This window comes from Bacillus sp. 22-7 (genome assembly GCF_010628845.1).
Classification (GTDB): Bacteria; Bacillota; Bacilli; order Bacillales; family Cytobacillaceae; genus Cytobacillus; species Cytobacillus firmus_B.
Window position 1 is genome coordinate 152,829 of record NZ_NJQY01000009.1, and the last position, 16,513, is coordinate 169,341.

Consider the following 16,513-nt stretch of genomic DNA (forward strand, 5'->3'; position numbering starts at 1 on the left):
GAATAACAGCAGAAACTGATTTGCTGATAAAAATTAGAAAAATCAAAGATTAATCCATCCTGTATAGGAAAATAAACAAAAATCATTTAAAATAGGAAGTAAATTAAAGTTACAAGGGGATTAATGGAAATGGCCGACACGATTTTGCAACCAGGATTGCAGCAAACTGAATTAATTAACAGAATAACTGCTATATATACATTTGCCCAGAGAAATGGAGATGCCGAGACAGCCCAAAGAGCTAAGGATCTCGTGCTTAAGCTAACGAACCAGGAATTTGCCATTGCTTTTTGCGGTCATTTTTCTGCCGGAAAATCAAGCATGATCAACAGGCTGGCAGGAGAAGATCTTCTTCCTTCATCGCCGATTCCAACCAGTGCCAACCTGGTCAAAGTCAAATCAGGTGAGGAAGATTATGCAAAAGTAATTTTTAAGGAAGGAAAGCCAAGACTTTATCCTGCTCCATATGATTACGGACAGGTAAAATCCTATTGCAAAGATGGCGATTCTATCCATTCCATTGAAATAAGCCATTCTGCCACCAGCTTGCCAAAGAAGGCAGTGATTATGGATACACCCGGAATCGATTCCACTGATGATGCGCATAGAATTGCTACTGAATCTGCTCTTCATTTAGCTGACCTCATTTTTTATGTAATGGATTACAACCATGTCCAGTCGGAATTAAATTTTCTTTTTACGAAAGAACTGACGGCAGCAGGAAAAGATGTTTATCTTGTTATCAATCAAATTGATAAACATCGCGATGAAGAACTCAGCTTTGAGCAATTCAAAAAAAGTGTAAAGGATTCATTTGCATCCTGGGGAGTAAAGCCTGCCCGGATTTTTTACACCACGTTAAAAGACGAGAACCATCAGGCAAACGATTTTAAGGAACTTCAGAGCTTTATTAACAGCAGCATCGCTGATCGTGAAGAACTTTTGCCTCAGTCTGTATTTAATTCTTTGAAGAAATTAACAGAGGATCATCTTGAGTTTTTAAGAGACTCTCATGCAGCTGAAAAAGCTGACTGGGAAGAAAAACTGGCAGAACTTGATCAGGATGACAGGGAGCAGCTTCCCGGCAGACTGGAAGACCTGGAGAACCAGTTAAATAAGCTGAATTCTTCCTTACATGAAGCTGATATAGAGGTAACCCGTAAATTAGATGAGATTTTGAAAAATGCTTATTTAATGCCTTTCCAAACGAGGGAACTGGCTGAATCATATCTTGAATCGTGCCAGCCTTCCTTTAAGATTGGCCTGTTTTTCAGCAAACAGAAAACGGAGCAGGAAAGGTCATTGAGGCTTGACCGCTTCTATGAGGATTTATCAGAAAACGTTAAATCTCAGCTGGAGTGGCATATAAAGGAGCTGTTTTTACAGCAGTTCAAGAAGCATAATATCCATGATTCTGAAAAACTTGCACAAGTTCAGAGCTTCAAGCTTAACTTTGAACCAGCTGTTTTAGCTGAAACGGTAAAATCCGGGGCAATGGTTTCAGGTGACTATGTTCTGCAATATACAAACGACACAGCTGAGGCTGTAAAGAGAATTGCCAAAAAGAACGCAGCTTCTTTAAAGAATGCACTTCTAGAAGCACTCGAAGAAAATAACAGCCAGGAACAAACAGCGCTGGTCAATGAAATTCACACCCTTAATGCTTACGCTGAAGCATTAAATGCGCTAAAGGCCATCCATGAAAAAATTAATAAGGCATCAGCGGGAATGAAAGTCTATTTGACTGGTGAATTTAATACTCATGAGTTTCAGGAAAAAGCCCAGATGCTTGCAGCAGAAGAAGTTGATGAAGCTGAAGTTGTTTTCCTGAATGAAGATAAAGCTAAGAAAGAACAGGCAACCCGGAAATCTGAACAGTCACTTGATGAAGAGCCTGAAAAGGAAGCGGTTGCTGTTGCGGTACAGCCTGTTATTGAAAAGCTTCGATATACTGCTAATGCAGTAAAGGAGCTCCCTGGCTTCAGAAAGCTTGCAGCTGATTTGGCAGATAAAGCATCAAGGCTTGAGAGCAAAGAATTCACAGTTGCCCTTTTTGGTGCATTTAGTGCAGGGAAGTCTTCCTTTGCCAACGCTTTGATCGGGAATAAGCTTCTTCCTGTTTCACCGAATCCGACGACAGCTGCTATCAATAAGATTAAGCCTGTTACAGATGAATATAAACATGGAACCGTTCTTGTTAAAGTTAAAGATTCACATACACTTTTAAATGATATCAATCATTCCTTGAAGGTGTTTGATTATTCAGCAGGAAACTTCGATGATGCTGCCGCCGCAATTAAGAAGATTACTGGGGAAAACCAGGATTTTGATGCGAGTGAAAAGACACACTTTGCATTTCTTAATGCATTTATGAAAGGGTACAATTTCTTCACTGATAAGCTGGGGAAAATCATTAAAGCTGACTTGGATGAGTTTGGGGATTATGTTGCCAATGAAGAAAAATCATGCTTTGTTGAAACGATTGAAGTTTACTTTGACTGTGAACTGACAAGGCAGGGAATTACCCTGGTTGACACACCCGGCGCTGATTCGATTAATGCGAGGCATACCGGCGTTGCATTTGAATATATTAAAAACTCGGATGCTATCCTTTTTGTCACTTATTATAATCATGCCTTCTCAAAAGCGGATAGAGAGTTTCTTATCCAGCTGGGGAGGGTTAAGGATACCTTCTCCCTTGATAAGATGTTCTTTATTGTCAATGCCATTGACCTTGCCAATAATGAGGAGGAAAAAGATTCGGTTCTACAGTACGTTGAAGAACAACTGGTGCAATACGGAATCCGCCGTCCTAATTTGTCTGGCATTTCAAGCCTTCAAGCTCTGGCAGAGAAGCTGGATAGCAGCAAAGAGGAAGTATCCAATATCAGTTCATTTGAAAAAAGCTTTTACTCCTTTATTAATCAGGATCTGCTGAATATTTCCATTTCATCAGCTGAAACAGAGTGGAGGCGCCTACTAGCCCAGCTGAGGTCTTATATTTCTTCCTCACAGGAAAATAAAGAAGTCCGGATTGAAAAGCTCAAACAGCTTGAGAAAGAACATAAGGATATTACTGCGATTATCAGCGGACAAAAACCTGAACTGCTTTCCCAAAGGCTTGAACAGGAAACAGATGAGCTCGTCTATTACATCAAACAGAGGGTATTTCTTCGTTTCTATGACTTTGTGAAGGAGGCCTTCAATCCATCAGTTCTGAAAGATGACGGCAGGAATTTAAAGAAAATGCTTAAGTTGGCACTGGACGAATTCCTTGCAAGCTTTGGATTTGATTTTGCCCAGGAGCTTCGTGCTACAACATTAAGGCTTGAATCCTATATATCCAAACTGATCGCTCAGCAGCAGGAGACTATTTCGAAAAAAGCCTCCAATGTAAACAGTGATTTGACTTTTAGCACATATGAGCCCTTAAAAATGGAAAGTATTGAATTTGAATCAGCATTTTCCAATGAAGACACGAACCAATTTAAAAAAGCTTTGTCCTACTTTAAAAATCCAAAAGCATTTTTTGAAAAAAATGAGCGCAAGCAATTAGCTGATGAACTGGAGAAGAACCTGCAGGAACCTGCAGAACGTTATCTGCAGGCTGAAAGCAGCAGGCTGAAATTCCATTACAGCAGCCAGCTGATGACTGAATTCGAGCGGCTGCTCAATTCGCTGATTGAACAGAACAACGAATATTATGAAGGAATTACGGCTGCTTTAAAAGATGATTTCCCAATTGAAGAGCTGAAAGAAATTGAGAGGAATATTGCACAGTACGAAAACTAACTTGGAAAGGTTGCTGCTTTTCACATGGACAAATGGCTGTGCACAGCAGAAGAGAAATATAATATCGATATCCTTTTTGCATGTGACGCGGGGAGCAGGGCGTGGGGGACAGATGATGCGGATTCGGATTATGATATTCGCTTCATCTTCAAACATAAGAATCTTAAAACATATCTTTCCCTTGAACGCGCAAAAGATGTTATCAATACAGATACCCCTTATGATGCGCATGGCTGGGATATCTTTAAAGCATTTGACCTTATGCAGAAATCCAATCCCAGTATATTTGAATGGGCATACTCACCTATTGTCTACAAGGAAATGAACGGCTTTTCAGAAAGACTGAGGAGTATTGCGGAAGAAGAGTTTTCAAGATTTAAGTTATTCCATCATTACACTCAGGCTTTTTCACGGAATCTCGGTGAAGCGGTAAAAAATGAGAATCTTACGTTTAAGAAACAAAAGCTGCTGATTCAGGCAGTAAGGGCGTGCCTCATATCAAGGCAGCTGCTTAAGCAAAGTAATGTAAAAGGGGATTTTTTGTATACAGGTCTCTTTTGCATAAAGGCCGAGGATGAGATCACCCGCTTTTATCAGACCCTGGTTCATGCAAAACAAAGCGGGAGGATTATCGAGAATCATTTAGCAATGCAAATGGCGGAGAAACTGGAGTCAGAAAGGGAACTGCTCTATGCAGCAGCTGACTCAATGCCTAAAGAAAAAGGCAAGGTATCCGGATTGAATGAATGGCTTTGGGAACTGCTGAAGATTTAATATCATTTCTGAGAAGAAAAGGGAGACAAATGGAGAAGAATTCTTTTCATGCATGTGCAACCTGCATAAACTTCCAGCCTGAAAAACGTAAAGACGGAATGTTTTATTTTTGCAGCAGGCTGGGCTATGAGACAAAGCCTGACTATCAATTTAATTGCTGGACACCAAAGGAACATATAATACACCTGATGGAAAAGAGAAAAGGGGAGAACCTTAAATGAAGTATCTAGCAGAAAAGGAATGGGTATTATCCAAACTGGATGACTCCAATATCCGAATTGCCGACTGCCGTTTTAAACTTGGATCGCCAGATGAAGGGCGCAGCTTATATGATCATAGCCATATTCCCCATGCAGTGTATTTTGATCTGGAGAAAGATCTGTCAGGTCCGGTAAGAGAACACGGAGGCCGGCATCCCCTTCCGGATCCAGCTCAACTTAAAAAAGTCCTTGAGAAAGCCGGGATCAGCAGAGATACCACAGTTATTGCCTATGACGGCGGAGAAGGGGCTTTTGCTGCAAGATTCTGGTGGCTGCTCAGGTATTTAGGGCATGAGAAAGTGTTTGTATTGAACGGCGGATATAAGGAATGGGCTGAAAGCGATTATCCTTTGACTAAAGAAGTTCCCAGCATGGAGCGCGCGGATTTTAAAATTGATCTGCAGCCTGACATAATTGCCTCATGCGAAGAAGTTAAAAGCGTCGCAGGTAATCAGGATAGCGCTGTATTAATTGACTCCAGAGAGGAAAAGAGATACCTGGGGCTGGAGGAGCCAATTGATAAAAAAGCAGGCCATATTCCAGGAGCAATCAATAAAGTTTGGCTTGAAGCATATAAAAATGGCAGATTTAAAGATACCAAAGAACAGGAAAATCGATTTGCAGGTATGGATAAAAACAAACCCATCATTGTTTATTGCGGCTCTGGTGTAACGGCGGCACCTAATTTTCTTGCTTTAAAGGAAGCCGGCTATAAACATGTTAAATTATATGCAGGAAGCTTCAGCGATTGGATCTCTTATGACAGCAATAAAATAGAAACTGTCGAAAAATAGTGAAATCCCTTTTTAAAAAGGGATTTTTTTACTGTTTAAATTATTATATAATTTAAAATGTTTGATAGATTAGAAATTTTGGAGGGGAAATATGAATACTTCGGGTTACACCATAACCAAAAAACAAAAAACCGATATAACTCAAATATTGGTCACGACGGGAATCATTCTTATATTATCTGCAATATTTATTCCAATATTTTTACTTTCGCCATTTCAGGCTCAATTTTACAGGCCTGAAGGAACCTGGGTATTCGAAGCGCCAAAATCAGCTTATTTGACATTTAGCATTGGTCTGGCAGCTGTGGGTGTTTTTATCATATTGGGAGTTTGGATGAAGAGCGCCGAAAAATTCGGGTGGTTTGGAAAAGTTTTTGTCGGAGCAGGATTTTTAATTTCGCTTTTGATGGCAATTTTAAGTTTTGATTATTATCACTATATCGATAAAAATGGTGTGCATTTCAACACCTTACTCAGTTTGCAGGAGAAGCATTATGAATGGTCGGAAATTCAGCAGGCAAGGCAAACGGTTATAAATAAAATGGGTGTTATGTCAGATGATGAATTAATTTTTACTTTTTCCGATGGAACTGCTTATTCATTTCAGCTAAATGATAATATCCGCAAAGCGAGAATCGCGACTTACTATGAATTGGAAGAACAAGGAGTGGAATTGATCAGGGAAACGGACTGATTCTGTAAAACTTTTCAAGAGAAATGGAGAGTTTCCCATGTTATAATAGTTGTTATGATTATAATTGGGAGGCGGAGACATGAACGAGAATAAACCTTCACTGCTGCTTGTTGATGGAATGGCGCTGCTGTTCAGAGCTTATTTTGCAACAGCAATGTCCGGTCAATTTATGATAAATTCTAAAGGAATTCCTACAAACGGAGTTTATGGTTTTGTTAAACATTTTTTAACAGCTGTTTCTTCCTTTAATCCGTCACATGTGGCAGTATGCTGGGATATGGGCAGCAAAACCTTCCGAACGGAAATGTTCGATGCCTATAAAGCAAACCGTCCAGAAGCTCCGATTGAACTTGTGCCTCAATTCGATCTGGTAAAAGAAGTGGTGGAAGCCTTCGATGTACCTAATATTGGCCTTGAAGGGTTTGAAGCTGACGATTGCATTGGAACCATTGCAAAAAAAGCAAGCCAGGAAGCGGAAGTTCTGATCCTTACTGGTGATCAGGATATGCTGCAGCTTCTGGATGACAATATTTCTGTCATTTTACTGCAAAAAGGCTACGGCAATTACCTTGTGCATACAACGGAGACGTTTTATGAAGAAAAAGGAATCACACCTAAGCAGATGATTGACCTGAAAGCCTTCATGGGAGATACGAGTGATAATTACCCGGGTGTAAAAGGAATTGGCGAAAAAACAGCGCTTAAGCTGCTTCAGCAATTTGAGCATATTGAAGGCGTATTAGAAAATCTGGAACAGCTGACAAAGGGACAGCGTGCCAAGATCGAACAGGATCTTGAAATGCTCCACTTGAGCAGGCAGCTGGCCGAAATAAAATGCGACGTTCCTGTTGAATGCCCTCTTGACCTCGCCCAATTCACAATGAACCGTGAAAAGGTCCTCGAGAAATTCACTGAAATTGAATTCCGCGGCCTTCACAGATTCCTTGATATTAAAAAGGAATATGCATAAATAAAGCTCCAGGCTTAGCCTGGAGTTTTTTTATGCATACATCGAAAAAAGCCGCACGTGGCGGCCATCCTAATATTATTTAGTATTTTTCTTCTTCGCTGCATTCTCCAGTTTGCTTTTAGGCTCTTCTGCAAATTCAGCATCCTGTCCGTATCCTTGCGGGTTTACGCCAGGTGCTTTTTTTCCTCTGTTTGTATGTCCGTTTTTACTCATCTGATTCACCTCCTAAGTCAGCAATTCTTCATTTGATAAGCTTATTATTGTTAAAGTCTTCGGGTTTTAATCATGTACAGGCAGGGTACAATTTAGCAACTGATGCGGTGAATTTTTTCTTCAGATCCGGTTTAATTACTCCATAAAATCCAATCTATTTAGCGTTTGAAGGAGGAATAATAAAAGTCTGCATACTTAACACTAATGATGAGGTGAGTTTTTATGAACAAGGGAGTTTATATTGCTCTTTTAAGTATAGGGATGGCACAGGGTTTGAAAATTCCGATCCACTATGTGAAAAAGGGAGAACTGCGTCCGGATTTATTTTTCCAGACAGGAGGCATGCCAAGTTCCCATTCGGCAGGCGTATCGTCTTTAACCACGTTTATTGCTTTAAAGCGGGGTGTACCAACGGTAGATTTTGCTCTATCACTGGTTTATGGCCTGATCGTAATGTATGATGCACAGGGAATCAGGCGCCAGACAGGTGAGCTTACCCTAAAAGTAAACAGTCTGGGTGAGCTGGTTGATAAAATTCACAAAGATGAAACCGTAAAATTTGAGGAAGAAGGTCCAAAAAAGCTGAAGGAAATGCTTGGCCACCAGCCTGCTGAAGTATTAGGCGGAGCACTCCTGGGTGTATTAACCGGAACACTTGGCTACCTTCTTACTAAAAAGAAAAAATAGCTGCTCACTTGAGCTTACAGCGCCCCTGCTTCATGCCGAAAAAAGGTAGATAATTGTCGAAAAATCAGTTAAGATTTAAGAATACAGGAGGAGCAGGGGAAGAGGGTAAGTACAATGAAGACAGTTGAAGAATATTTGCATTTTTTGCAAAGTAAAGGTTTTCAATTCAGGGAGGACGCAGTTGGCTTCATTTACTTTGGCAAACATTATACCAATGCTTCTGACGAGCTGGCCAATGCTGCGATAGAACTGACATTAAAGGCACAGAAATCATTTGACGGAAGTTTCTACGTTTCTTTGCTGGAAACTTTGGTTTCAAAGAATATTACCAGCAGGCGGGAAGCAATAAAATTTGTAAAAGAAAAAGCAATCATCTAAAAAGGCGTGTCTGTTTCGAGAACACGCCTTTTTTGAATTATGAAGCTGTTTTTTTTCTGAAGGTTAAAAACGTTTTCTTAGCAGGCAGTTCTGCAAAAATCATTCCCGCAAAAATAAGCAGACAGCCGGCCAGGGCACTAAACGAAAGTCTTTCATTCGCCCACATAAATCCTGCAGCTGCTGCAAACACGGGCTCCATAGCGAAAATCAGGGCAACTCTTGTTGGTGTTGTGTACTTTTGAAATGCCGTCTGTGCAAAGAATGCGATAGCGGTAGCAAAAAGTGAAGTCACAATAAGCGCAGTAACCACATTGGCTTTAAATAAAACTTCTGTCTCCAATGCCTGCTGCCAGTCTTCAGTGATCAATGCGAAAATAACTGATAATACTGCCACCGTACTTACTTGGATAACCGTTAATAGCAGGGCTGGGTATTTGCTGCTGTATTTACCTGTAAAGATAATATGGAGGGCAAAACCGACAGCACAGATTAATACATAGGCATCACCAATATTCAGCGGGGCATTATCGGTCATGGTTAGAAAATATAGTCCGGCCGTCGCGATTAAAACTCCGATAATGGCATTGAATCCCGGCTTGATTTTTAGCAGCATTAAAGAAAAGACTGGAACCATTACTACACTTAACCCCGTAATAAAGCCGGCTTTTGAAGAAGTTGTGTGCAGCAGGCCGATGGTTTGAAAGGCATAGCCAATAAATAAAAACAAGCCCATAATAACTCCGGATATTAAAAGCTCTCTATCCATTTTCTTTATCTGTTTTCTTTCAAAAATAACAAGCCATCCGCCCAGAATTAAAGCGGCCAGGAAAAAACGGACACCATTAAAAGAGAATGGCTCAAGAAAAGCAATGGCGTTTTGTACTAGCACAAAGGTGGTTCCCCACACAAAGGCAACCAGCAAAAGGCTTACATCTGCAAATATTACTGATCTATTCATGATCTTCCTGACCTTTCACTTTGTTTTTGTGAATGGCAGCTCTTGCTAATTCATCCGCTGCCTTGTTTTCAGAGCTGGGAACCCACTTCATAAAAAATAAATCAAATTTTCCTGTAAGCTCCAAAGATTCTTCAAGCAGTGGGGCAAACTTTTTATTTTTTACAAATTCTTTTTCAACAGCACGGTTAACAAGCTGTGAATCCGTTCGAAACGAAACAGTTTTATATCCCTTATCAATGCATAATTTCAGTGCATGAATAAATGCACGGTATTCTGCTTCGTGATTTTCCATGCAGCCCAATGCGATGGAAAAGCGTTCAACCTGGCCATTATTTTTTATAAATATGCCTGCACCGCTGGGACCCGGGTTTCCCGCACTTGCTCCATCGATATATACTTCAATCAATTGAATTGCCTCCTGATTTTAACACTATAATAGGGTAAACTAAATGTAGTTTATCACAAAAATAGTTGATACTGCAGAAAAAGGATACCTAAAAGGCATCCTAATCTTTTACTGGGAAACGTTTAGCGATATAGCCAAACGGGGTATCAAGTACAGCTACTATAAATTTCAGCAAGTAAGTTGTGATGAAAATTTGGATCCATTCTTCCAGGGGAAATACACCAAGGAAGGCAATGCTTGTAAACACAAGGGTATCCAATAGCTGGCTGACCATGGTGCTGCCATTATTCCTGATCCAAAACTGGCCGTCTTTTGGAAATTTCTTTTTTAAATAGGTAAAGATATAAACATCTGTAAATTGGCTGACTAAATAGGCAGCGAGGCTTCCGGCAGCAATTCGCGGCAGAACCGAGAAAAGAGTGCTGAGAGATTCCTGTGCAAAATCCGTTTCATGCGGTTTGAACATTAATACCATCTGCATAATCAGAGTCATGGACAGAAGAGTAAAGAAACCGAGCCATACAGCTTTTTTCGCTTCTTCTTTTCCGTACTTCTCATTTAAGATATCTGTAACAAGAAAAGCTGTACCATACATAGCGTTGCCTAAAGTGGCGGTCAGTCCGAACATTTCAATTGTTTTTACGACTTGAAGGTTGGCCATGACAGTGGAGAAGCCGATCCACACGAAAAGACCAGTCTTTCCGAACAGGCGGTACATCGCCAATACTAAAATGAAATTAATTATTGCAAAAAGCAATCCAAACCATTCATTAAACATCAAATTCCTCCTAGTTTTGTTAATGCGGGAGTTTTCGAACCGCAGAATATAAAAATGTCATTGACCATTATACCTTGAAATATACTCATTTAGTAATAAACAAAGGAAAGTATAATAAGTTCAACTATTGCAAACAGTTCTAATAATGATAACCAGCTAATAAAGTACAGAAAGGCTGACCTCAATGAAATATAAATTAGAATGGAAATATAAACTTAAAGGAACTGAGGATATTTTGTTTACTTCAGACCTGATCGATGGTGAAACTGCTTTGCAGGCTGGTGAAGATATTGAAAAGTCGGGCAAGGGCAAAGAGGTAATTTATTATGATGAAGCCGGCACTTCCTGGAGCACAAAGGAAATGAAAAAGCTTCTTATGGAAGTTGAAGAGGATCCTCATGATATTACCGTATTTTTTGATGGCGGCTTTAATAAAGATACCGGCCAGGCCGGACTCGGTGCGGTCATTTATTTTAAACAGGGTAAAAAAAAGTATCGTGTGCGGGCAAATGAGCTTTTTGATGAGATGGATAATAATAATGAGGCAGAATATGCAGCAATTTATTACACCCTGAATCTGCTTGAAGAAATGGGCGTTCATCATATGACATGTGAATTTAAGGGGGATTCCCAGGTAGTATTAAAACAGCTTGAAGGTGAATGGCCTTGTTATGAAGAAAATCTAAATCGCTGGCTTGACCGGATAGAAGAAAAGATTAAAAAGCTGGGCATACTGCCAAGATATAAATCCATTCCGCGCAATGAAAATAAAGAAGCGGATAAGCTGGCAAGCCAGGCACTGCAAGGGAAATTTATTAACAGCAAAATGCAGATCATATAATCGCAAATAAGGAAGGCGTGAACCGTTTTGAGCAGAAAGGAAATTATCAATGAAGTGGAGGAGCTGATGACCAGTTACTGCAAAGACTGCTTCCTTCATAAACATCATAAAGATGAAAAAGGGCGCAGATATGCCCATCGATTTTGCATTACAGAGTGCACTGTCGGTGTGAAAATAAAATCGATAGGAAGCAAGCTTTCATAAAGTGAAACTTCAATCAGTGGGGGGCTTTATCCCCACTGATTGTTAGTTGAACCAATCGGGCCTTTACAGGCAGTTTGACCCCCGCTTATCCTCTATTGATTCATCAGAGTTATAAAGTGGGGGTCTTACTGCCTGTTAGACTGCGATAAAGTGAAACTTCAATCAGTGGGGGGTTATCCCCACTGATTGTTAGTTCTTCTTTCGGGCCTTTACATTATAAAGCGAGGCGACTTGCCTTGAGGTGACAAGCATAAGACGAGCAGATGTTGGAAAGTGCTTTTCTTCCTATCAGCTGATTGGCTTATGACCTCGAGCCTCTATGAGCTGCAGCTGGATTGGGCAGTTTGTGACCCCGCTTATCTTCCATTGATTCATCTGAGTCTTGATGTGGGGTCTCACAGCCCGTTAGACTGCGATAACCTGGACAAAAATAAAAGGCTGGCAGATGCCAGCCTTTTTATCGTTATATTTGAATTATAGTTTTACAACGTTTGCAGCTTGAGGTCCACGGTTTCCTTCAACGATTTCAAAAGAAACTTCCTGGCCTTCTTCTAAAGATTTGAAACCATCACCTTGGATAGCTGTGAAGTGTACGAATACATCGTCTCCGCCTTCAACTTCGATAAAACCGAAACCTTTTTCATTGTTGAACCATTTTACTTTACCGTTTTGCATGTTTACTTTTCCTCCTAAGCCTTTCAAGACACAACAGGTGCCTTAGATGAATATTACCACCTAACAAAACATAAAGCAGATATTTTTAGCTAATAACGGAAATATATTCTGTTAAATGATGATTATAATATACACGAATGGGCACTTTCAGTCAAGGAAATGAACACCTTTTTTACAAAAAACATTAAAATATTTTAAATATTTTTACTTTTTTATGCTGGGGAGGAAAATACAAAGTTTCTGCTGTGATCTGATAACATAAATTATCGTTTTTCTCATATGAATTATTAATTATCTTGTTGTTAAAGGGTGAGGAAAATGTACAGGTTTTCGATTGAGGATCAGGATTGGATTTTGAGGTTTTCACCCAACATCCAAATTGAAGCGGAGGAGAAGCAGGCCATTATAAGCTCCATTCTGCAGGTTGGCAAGGATCTCCCGCAATATTCGCATGGAGAGTCTTTTATCATTATGAATGACCAATTAGGCATTATCGTTTTTAGTGTCGAGAAAATACCATCTATGATATTGACCGTCTCAAACATTGTTACAGAAGATAAATGGTACATTCAAAAGAACCTTACAATAAAGCGGTATCATAAAGAATGATCGGCAAATGCCGATTTTTTTTTGAGAGATAAAAAAGTATAAACTTTGTACGTAGATAACAATCATCGCAGGACTAAAAGCGTTAGCTTTAGGAGGAGCGCCTGCCCCCTCGAGGTCACCAGTCTGTCTTGTTTCGGCTCCTAGGGACGAAAGACTAGCCAATCCCTTCCAGAAGGAAAGAACACCTTCTTGCAGGGCTCTTCTTATGGTAGTCTTCCCTGAGCAGTCGCCTCCACATTTCGGACAACCCTCCCAAAAAGGCAAAGAACGCCTTCCCATGAGGCTCGTCTTGTGCTTTAGGCCCGCAGGACAAGGAAGGCTTCGTCAGCATAAACATTGCACGACCAAAAGCGGCAGCTTTTGGGAGGACGTGGCGTTCTTAGTCTGCGTTCCTTCGTGGGCATGGCGCTTGGGCTTTTCTTATTGTGAACAGGTTTAATAGGTAAAAAATCACAGAGTCTTCCGCCTTATGCAAACGCTTTCTCTTTTGGATTAATATATAATTGCAGGAATCTTTAAACAATTTATAAAGGAGGGCTTAGGTTGAAAGGGTTTAAACAGTTTATTTTTCTGGCCGCAGCTATAATATTGGCGGCATCAAATTTTTCATCCCCATTTATGCAAACGATTGCATCGGCCGAAAAAACAACACAGGGGGCCGGTCAGACTACAGCAGTCACCATCCATTATCAGCCTGAAGAGGGCGAAATAAAGGATTGGAATTTGTGGGTATGGCCTAAAGATGGCGAGGGTCAGGTTTTTGAATTCACTGGTGAAGATGAGTTTGGACTTATTGCAGAGGTTATGCTGCAAGGTATTCATGATGAAGTTGGTTTTATTGTCCGCACTGACAGCTGGGAGAAAGATGGAGGGGACCGATTCATCAATGTAAAGAGCGGCAATGATGAGGTATGGGTGAAAGCAGGCGATGAACATACCTATACATCACCGCCTGATGGTGAGTACAGAGACTTTCCAGCATTTGAACGTGTGAAGGTCAAACTCCACTACTTTCGATATGACGGGAATTATGAAGGCTGGAATTTATGGACATGGCCAGAAGGCAAGGATGGGAAAAGAGTTGATTTTACAGCAGAAGATGATTTTGGGAAAGTTGCAGAGTTTGAGCTTGAAAATCCGGAAGGTATGAAAAAGGCCGGATTTATAGTCAGGAAGAGCATGGAAGGAAATGATTGGGCCGGCAAGGAATTTGGTGATCGCTTTATTGCAAAGTTCGATGAAAATGGGAATGCAGAAATATGGATTGTTCAGGGAACAGAAAGAATTTATTACAATCCAGCATATATTGAAAAAGATCCAAAAATAGTGAATGCTTCTATGGATACTTTTAATCAGATTACGCTTGAAACCAATTTTCCTTTCCAGTGGAGGGATTGGAAATCCATAATTAATATTGACAATGCCGATATTAAAGAAGTTGTCCCTTATGACGCGAACGAGGAAAATGATTTTACAAATAAAGTAAAAGTGATAACAGAAGATAAACTGGATTTCAGGCAATCTTATAAAATCTCTGCAGTTTCATTCGGAGAGGCAGAGGTGAAGTTAGGGGAGATTGTCAGATCAAAGGAATTTGATGATGCTTTCTATTATGATGGGAAGCTGGGAAACCAGTATACGAAAAATCAAACCTCTTTCAGGCTTTGGGCCCCTACAGCAAGTGAAGCATCGATTGTGCTTTATGACAGCTGGGATGATCAGACCGCAGAAGAACTTCCTCTTAAAAGAGGTGAAAAAGGAACCTGGACAACTGTTCTAAAAGGTAATCAACATGGGCTGATTTACAATTATAAAGTTAACATCGGAGGGGAATGGGCAGAAGCGACTGATCCCTATGTCCGGGCTGTAACAGTGAATGGCGACAGGGGCGTTGTAATGGACCTGGACTCAACCAATCCTAAACAGTGGAATAAACAGAAGCCGGAGTTAAAGAATCCAGAGGACTCCATCATTTATGAAGTTCATGTACGGGACCTTTCAATTCATGAGGACAGCGGCATGAAGCATAAGGGGAAGTTCCTAGGGGCTGCTGAGAAAAGCACCATAAATTCTAAAGGAGAAAAAACAGGTTTAAATCATATAAAAGACCTTGGAGTCACACATGTTCAGTTCCTTCCGATTTATGACTACCGGACAGTTGATGAAACAAAACTGGACGAACCGCAATATAACTGGGGCTATGATCCTAAAAACTATAATGTGCCGGAAGGATCCTATTCTACTGATCCTTATGATCCAGCGGCAAGAATTACAGAATTGAAGACAATGATTCAGGCATATCATGATGAGCAGCTGCGGGTTGTAATGGATGTTGTGTATAATCATGTGTTTGCAGTAAATGAATCCAGTTTCCACAAGCTTGTTCCAGGCTACTATTTCCGCTATAACGAAGATGGAACACTTGCCAATGGCACAGGCGTCGGCAATGATACAGCTTCAGAAAGAAAAATGGTGCAGAAATTTATTGTGGACTCTGTTGCCTATTGGGCTGAGGAATATAATCTTGATGGATTCCGCTTCGATCTGATGGGCATTCATGACACTGAAACAATGAATAAAGTAAGAGAGGCATTGGATGCTATTGATCCTACTATCATTATCATTGGTGAGGGCTGGGAATTAAACACACCACTGGCAGCTGAAAAGAAGGCCAATCAGAAAAATGCCGAAGATATGCCTGGCATTGGCCATTTCAATGATGGCATCCGGGATGGATTAAAAGGCAGTGTGTTTGATGAAATGGATAAGGGTTTTGTAAATGGCAAACAAGGCATGGAAAGCTTTGTACAGCAAGGAATTGCAGCCGGATTGGATTATCCGGATGCAATGGCCACATACAAAGATCCTGAACAGGCGGTTACGTATGCTGAGGCACATGATAACCACACTCTTTGGGATAAGCTTGAACTGACCAATCCAGATGCAGCGGAAGAATCCAAAAAGAAAATGCATAAATTGGCTTCTTCCATCATACTGACATCCCAAGGAGTCAGCTTTGTTCATGCTGGCCAGGAATTCATGCGGACAAAGTATGGGGATCACAACAGCTATAAATCCCCTGACAGTGTAAATCAGTTAGACTGGGACCGCCGAACTGAATTCAGCGGGGAAGTAGACTATTTTAAAGGTCTGATTAAGCTCAGAAAGCATTATAAATCCTTTAGAATGACAACAGCTGAGGATATTCAATCAAAGCTTCATTTCATTGATGCCCCGGATAATACTGTGGCCTACAGACTGGATGCAAAAGGCCTGAAAGATAGGGCGAAAGAGATCGTTGTAATCCATAATGCGAATACAGAACCAGCTAAAATATCACTTCCGGGCAAGGGCCCTTGGCATTTGCTTGCAGACGGAAAACAAGCTGGGATTAGAACCCTAAAGATATATCAGTCAAAAACAATTGAAGTACCCGCACAAACTAGCTTTATACTAAAAAGATAAGTAACGGAGGAGAAT

At 40.5% G+C, this 16,513-nt stretch carries 17 protein-coding genes; 12 read left to right on the top strand and 5 right to left on the bottom strand.

Features of this window, described 5'->3' with window-relative positions; translation table 11 throughout:
• The first annotated feature begins 129 nt into the window (after positions 1-129).
• The 6 genes from CE058_RS08430 to CE058_RS08455 all read left to right on the top strand — a co-directional run bounded on the left by CE058_RS08430 (position 130) and on the right by CE058_RS08455 (position 7,284).
• Positions 130-3,792: a dynamin family protein gene (locus CE058_RS08430; protein ID WP_204260529.1), complete on the top strand. Its 3,663-nt coding sequence runs from the start codon at positions 130-132 to the stop codon at positions 3,790-3,792.
• Between the two features lie 24 nt (positions 3,793-3,816).
• Positions 3,817-4,566 (top strand): nucleotidyltransferase domain-containing protein, encoded by a 750-nt coding sequence (locus CE058_RS08435; protein WP_163141930.1) that lies wholly within the window; start codon positions 3,817-3,819, stop codon positions 4,564-4,566.
• 29 nt (positions 4,567-4,595) lie between these two features.
• Positions 4,596-4,787: a hypothetical protein gene (locus CE058_RS25055; RefSeq protein ID WP_048007884.1), complete on the top strand. Its 192-nt coding sequence runs from the start codon at positions 4,596-4,598 to the stop codon at positions 4,785-4,787.
• Complete coding sequence (locus CE058_RS08445) at positions 4,784-5,620, top strand: sulfurtransferase (RefSeq protein WP_048007870.1); 837 nt, start codon at positions 4,784-4,786, stop codon at positions 5,618-5,620. The genes CE058_RS25055 and CE058_RS08445 overlap by 4 nt, the downstream gene beginning before the upstream one ends.
• A gap of 91 nt (positions 5,621-5,711) precedes the next feature.
• Positions 5,712-6,314, top strand: coding sequence for a hypothetical protein (locus CE058_RS08450; protein ID WP_048007869.1), 603 nt, complete (start codon positions 5,712-5,714; stop codon positions 6,312-6,314).
• A gap of 79 nt (positions 6,315-6,393) precedes the next feature.
• Complete coding sequence (locus CE058_RS08455; protein ID WP_048007868.1) at positions 6,394-7,284, top strand: 5'-3' exonuclease; 891 nt, start codon at positions 6,394-6,396, stop codon at positions 7,282-7,284.
• A 75-nt stretch (positions 7,285-7,359) separates the two neighbouring features.
• On the opposite strand, the gene sspL is transcribed toward CE058_RS08455, so the two are convergent.
• Positions 7,360-7,497, bottom strand: a complete 138-nt coding sequence (gene sspL, locus CE058_RS08460) for a small, acid-soluble spore protein L (protein ID WP_026581140.1) — start codon at positions 7,495-7,497, stop codon at positions 7,360-7,362.
• Between the two features lie 222 nt (positions 7,498-7,719).
• Here sspL and CE058_RS08465 point away from each other — a divergent pair, with 222 nt between their 5' ends.
• Together CE058_RS08465 and CE058_RS08470 are read left to right on the top strand one after the other, a co-directional pair.
• Positions 7,720-8,184, top strand: a complete 465-nt coding sequence (locus tag CE058_RS08465; RefSeq protein ID WP_048007867.1) for a divergent PAP2 family protein — start codon at positions 7,720-7,722, stop codon at positions 8,182-8,184.
• A 114-nt stretch (positions 8,185-8,298) separates the two neighbouring features.
• Positions 8,299-8,562, top strand: a complete 264-nt coding sequence (locus CE058_RS08470) for a DUF6123 family protein (RefSeq protein WP_048007866.1) — start codon at positions 8,299-8,301, stop codon at positions 8,560-8,562.
• A 37-nt stretch (positions 8,563-8,599) separates the two neighbouring features.
• On the opposite strand, the gene CE058_RS08475 is transcribed toward CE058_RS08470, so the two are convergent.
• The 3 genes from CE058_RS08475 to CE058_RS08485 all read right to left on the bottom strand — a co-directional run bounded on the left by CE058_RS08475 (position 8,600) and on the right by CE058_RS08485 (position 10,704).
• Positions 8,600-9,520 carry a DMT family transporter gene (locus tag CE058_RS08475; RefSeq protein ID WP_163141933.1) on the bottom strand — a complete coding sequence of 307 codons (921 nt, stop codon included), beginning with the start codon at positions 9,518-9,520 and terminating at the stop codon, positions 8,600-8,602.
• Positions 9,513-9,926: a reverse transcriptase-like protein gene (locus tag CE058_RS08480; RefSeq protein ID WP_048007864.1), complete on the bottom strand. Its 414-nt coding sequence runs from the start codon at positions 9,924-9,926 to the stop codon at positions 9,513-9,515. Before CE058_RS08480 ends, CE058_RS08475 begins: the two co-directional genes overlap by 8 nt.
• Positions 9,927-10,026: 100 nt before the next feature.
• The gene (locus CE058_RS08485; RefSeq protein WP_048007863.1) at positions 10,027-10,704 is read right to left on the bottom strand and encodes a queuosine precursor transporter; all 678 of its coding nucleotides are present in this window, start codon (positions 10,702-10,704) and stop codon (positions 10,027-10,029) included.
• Between the two features lie 184 nt (positions 10,705-10,888).
• Between CE058_RS08485 and CE058_RS08490 the strand changes: the two genes are divergently transcribed.
• On the top strand, positions 10,889-11,545 hold the full coding sequence (locus tag CE058_RS08490; protein WP_048007862.1) for a reverse transcriptase-like protein: 657 nt from the start codon (positions 10,889-10,891) through the stop codon (positions 11,543-11,545).
• 27 nt (positions 11,546-11,572) lie between these two features.
• Positions 11,573-11,749, top strand: a complete 177-nt coding sequence (locus tag CE058_RS08495) for a zinc-finger domain-containing protein (RefSeq protein ID WP_082138913.1) — start codon at positions 11,573-11,575, stop codon at positions 11,747-11,749.
• A 474-nt stretch (positions 11,750-12,223) separates the two neighbouring features.
• On the opposite strand, the gene cspD is transcribed toward CE058_RS08495, so the two are convergent.
• The gene (gene cspD, locus CE058_RS08500; RefSeq protein ID WP_009791749.1) at positions 12,224-12,424 is read right to left on the bottom strand and encodes a cold-shock protein CspD; all 201 of its coding nucleotides are present in this window, start codon (positions 12,422-12,424) and stop codon (positions 12,224-12,226) included.
• A 318-nt stretch (positions 12,425-12,742) separates the two neighbouring features.
• Between cspD and CE058_RS08505 the strand changes: the two genes are divergently transcribed.
• Both CE058_RS08505 and pulA read left to right on the top strand, forming a co-directional pair.
• Positions 12,743-13,033: a hypothetical protein gene (locus CE058_RS08505; protein WP_048009432.1), complete on the top strand. Its 291-nt coding sequence runs from the start codon at positions 12,743-12,745 to the stop codon at positions 13,031-13,033.
• Positions 13,034-13,576: 543 nt separating this feature from the next.
• Positions 13,577-16,498, top strand: coding sequence for a type I pullulanase (gene pulA, locus CE058_RS08510; RefSeq protein WP_353618131.1), 2,922 nt, complete (start codon positions 13,577-13,579; stop codon positions 16,496-16,498).
• The last annotated feature ends 15 nt before the right edge of the window (positions 16,499-16,513 follow it).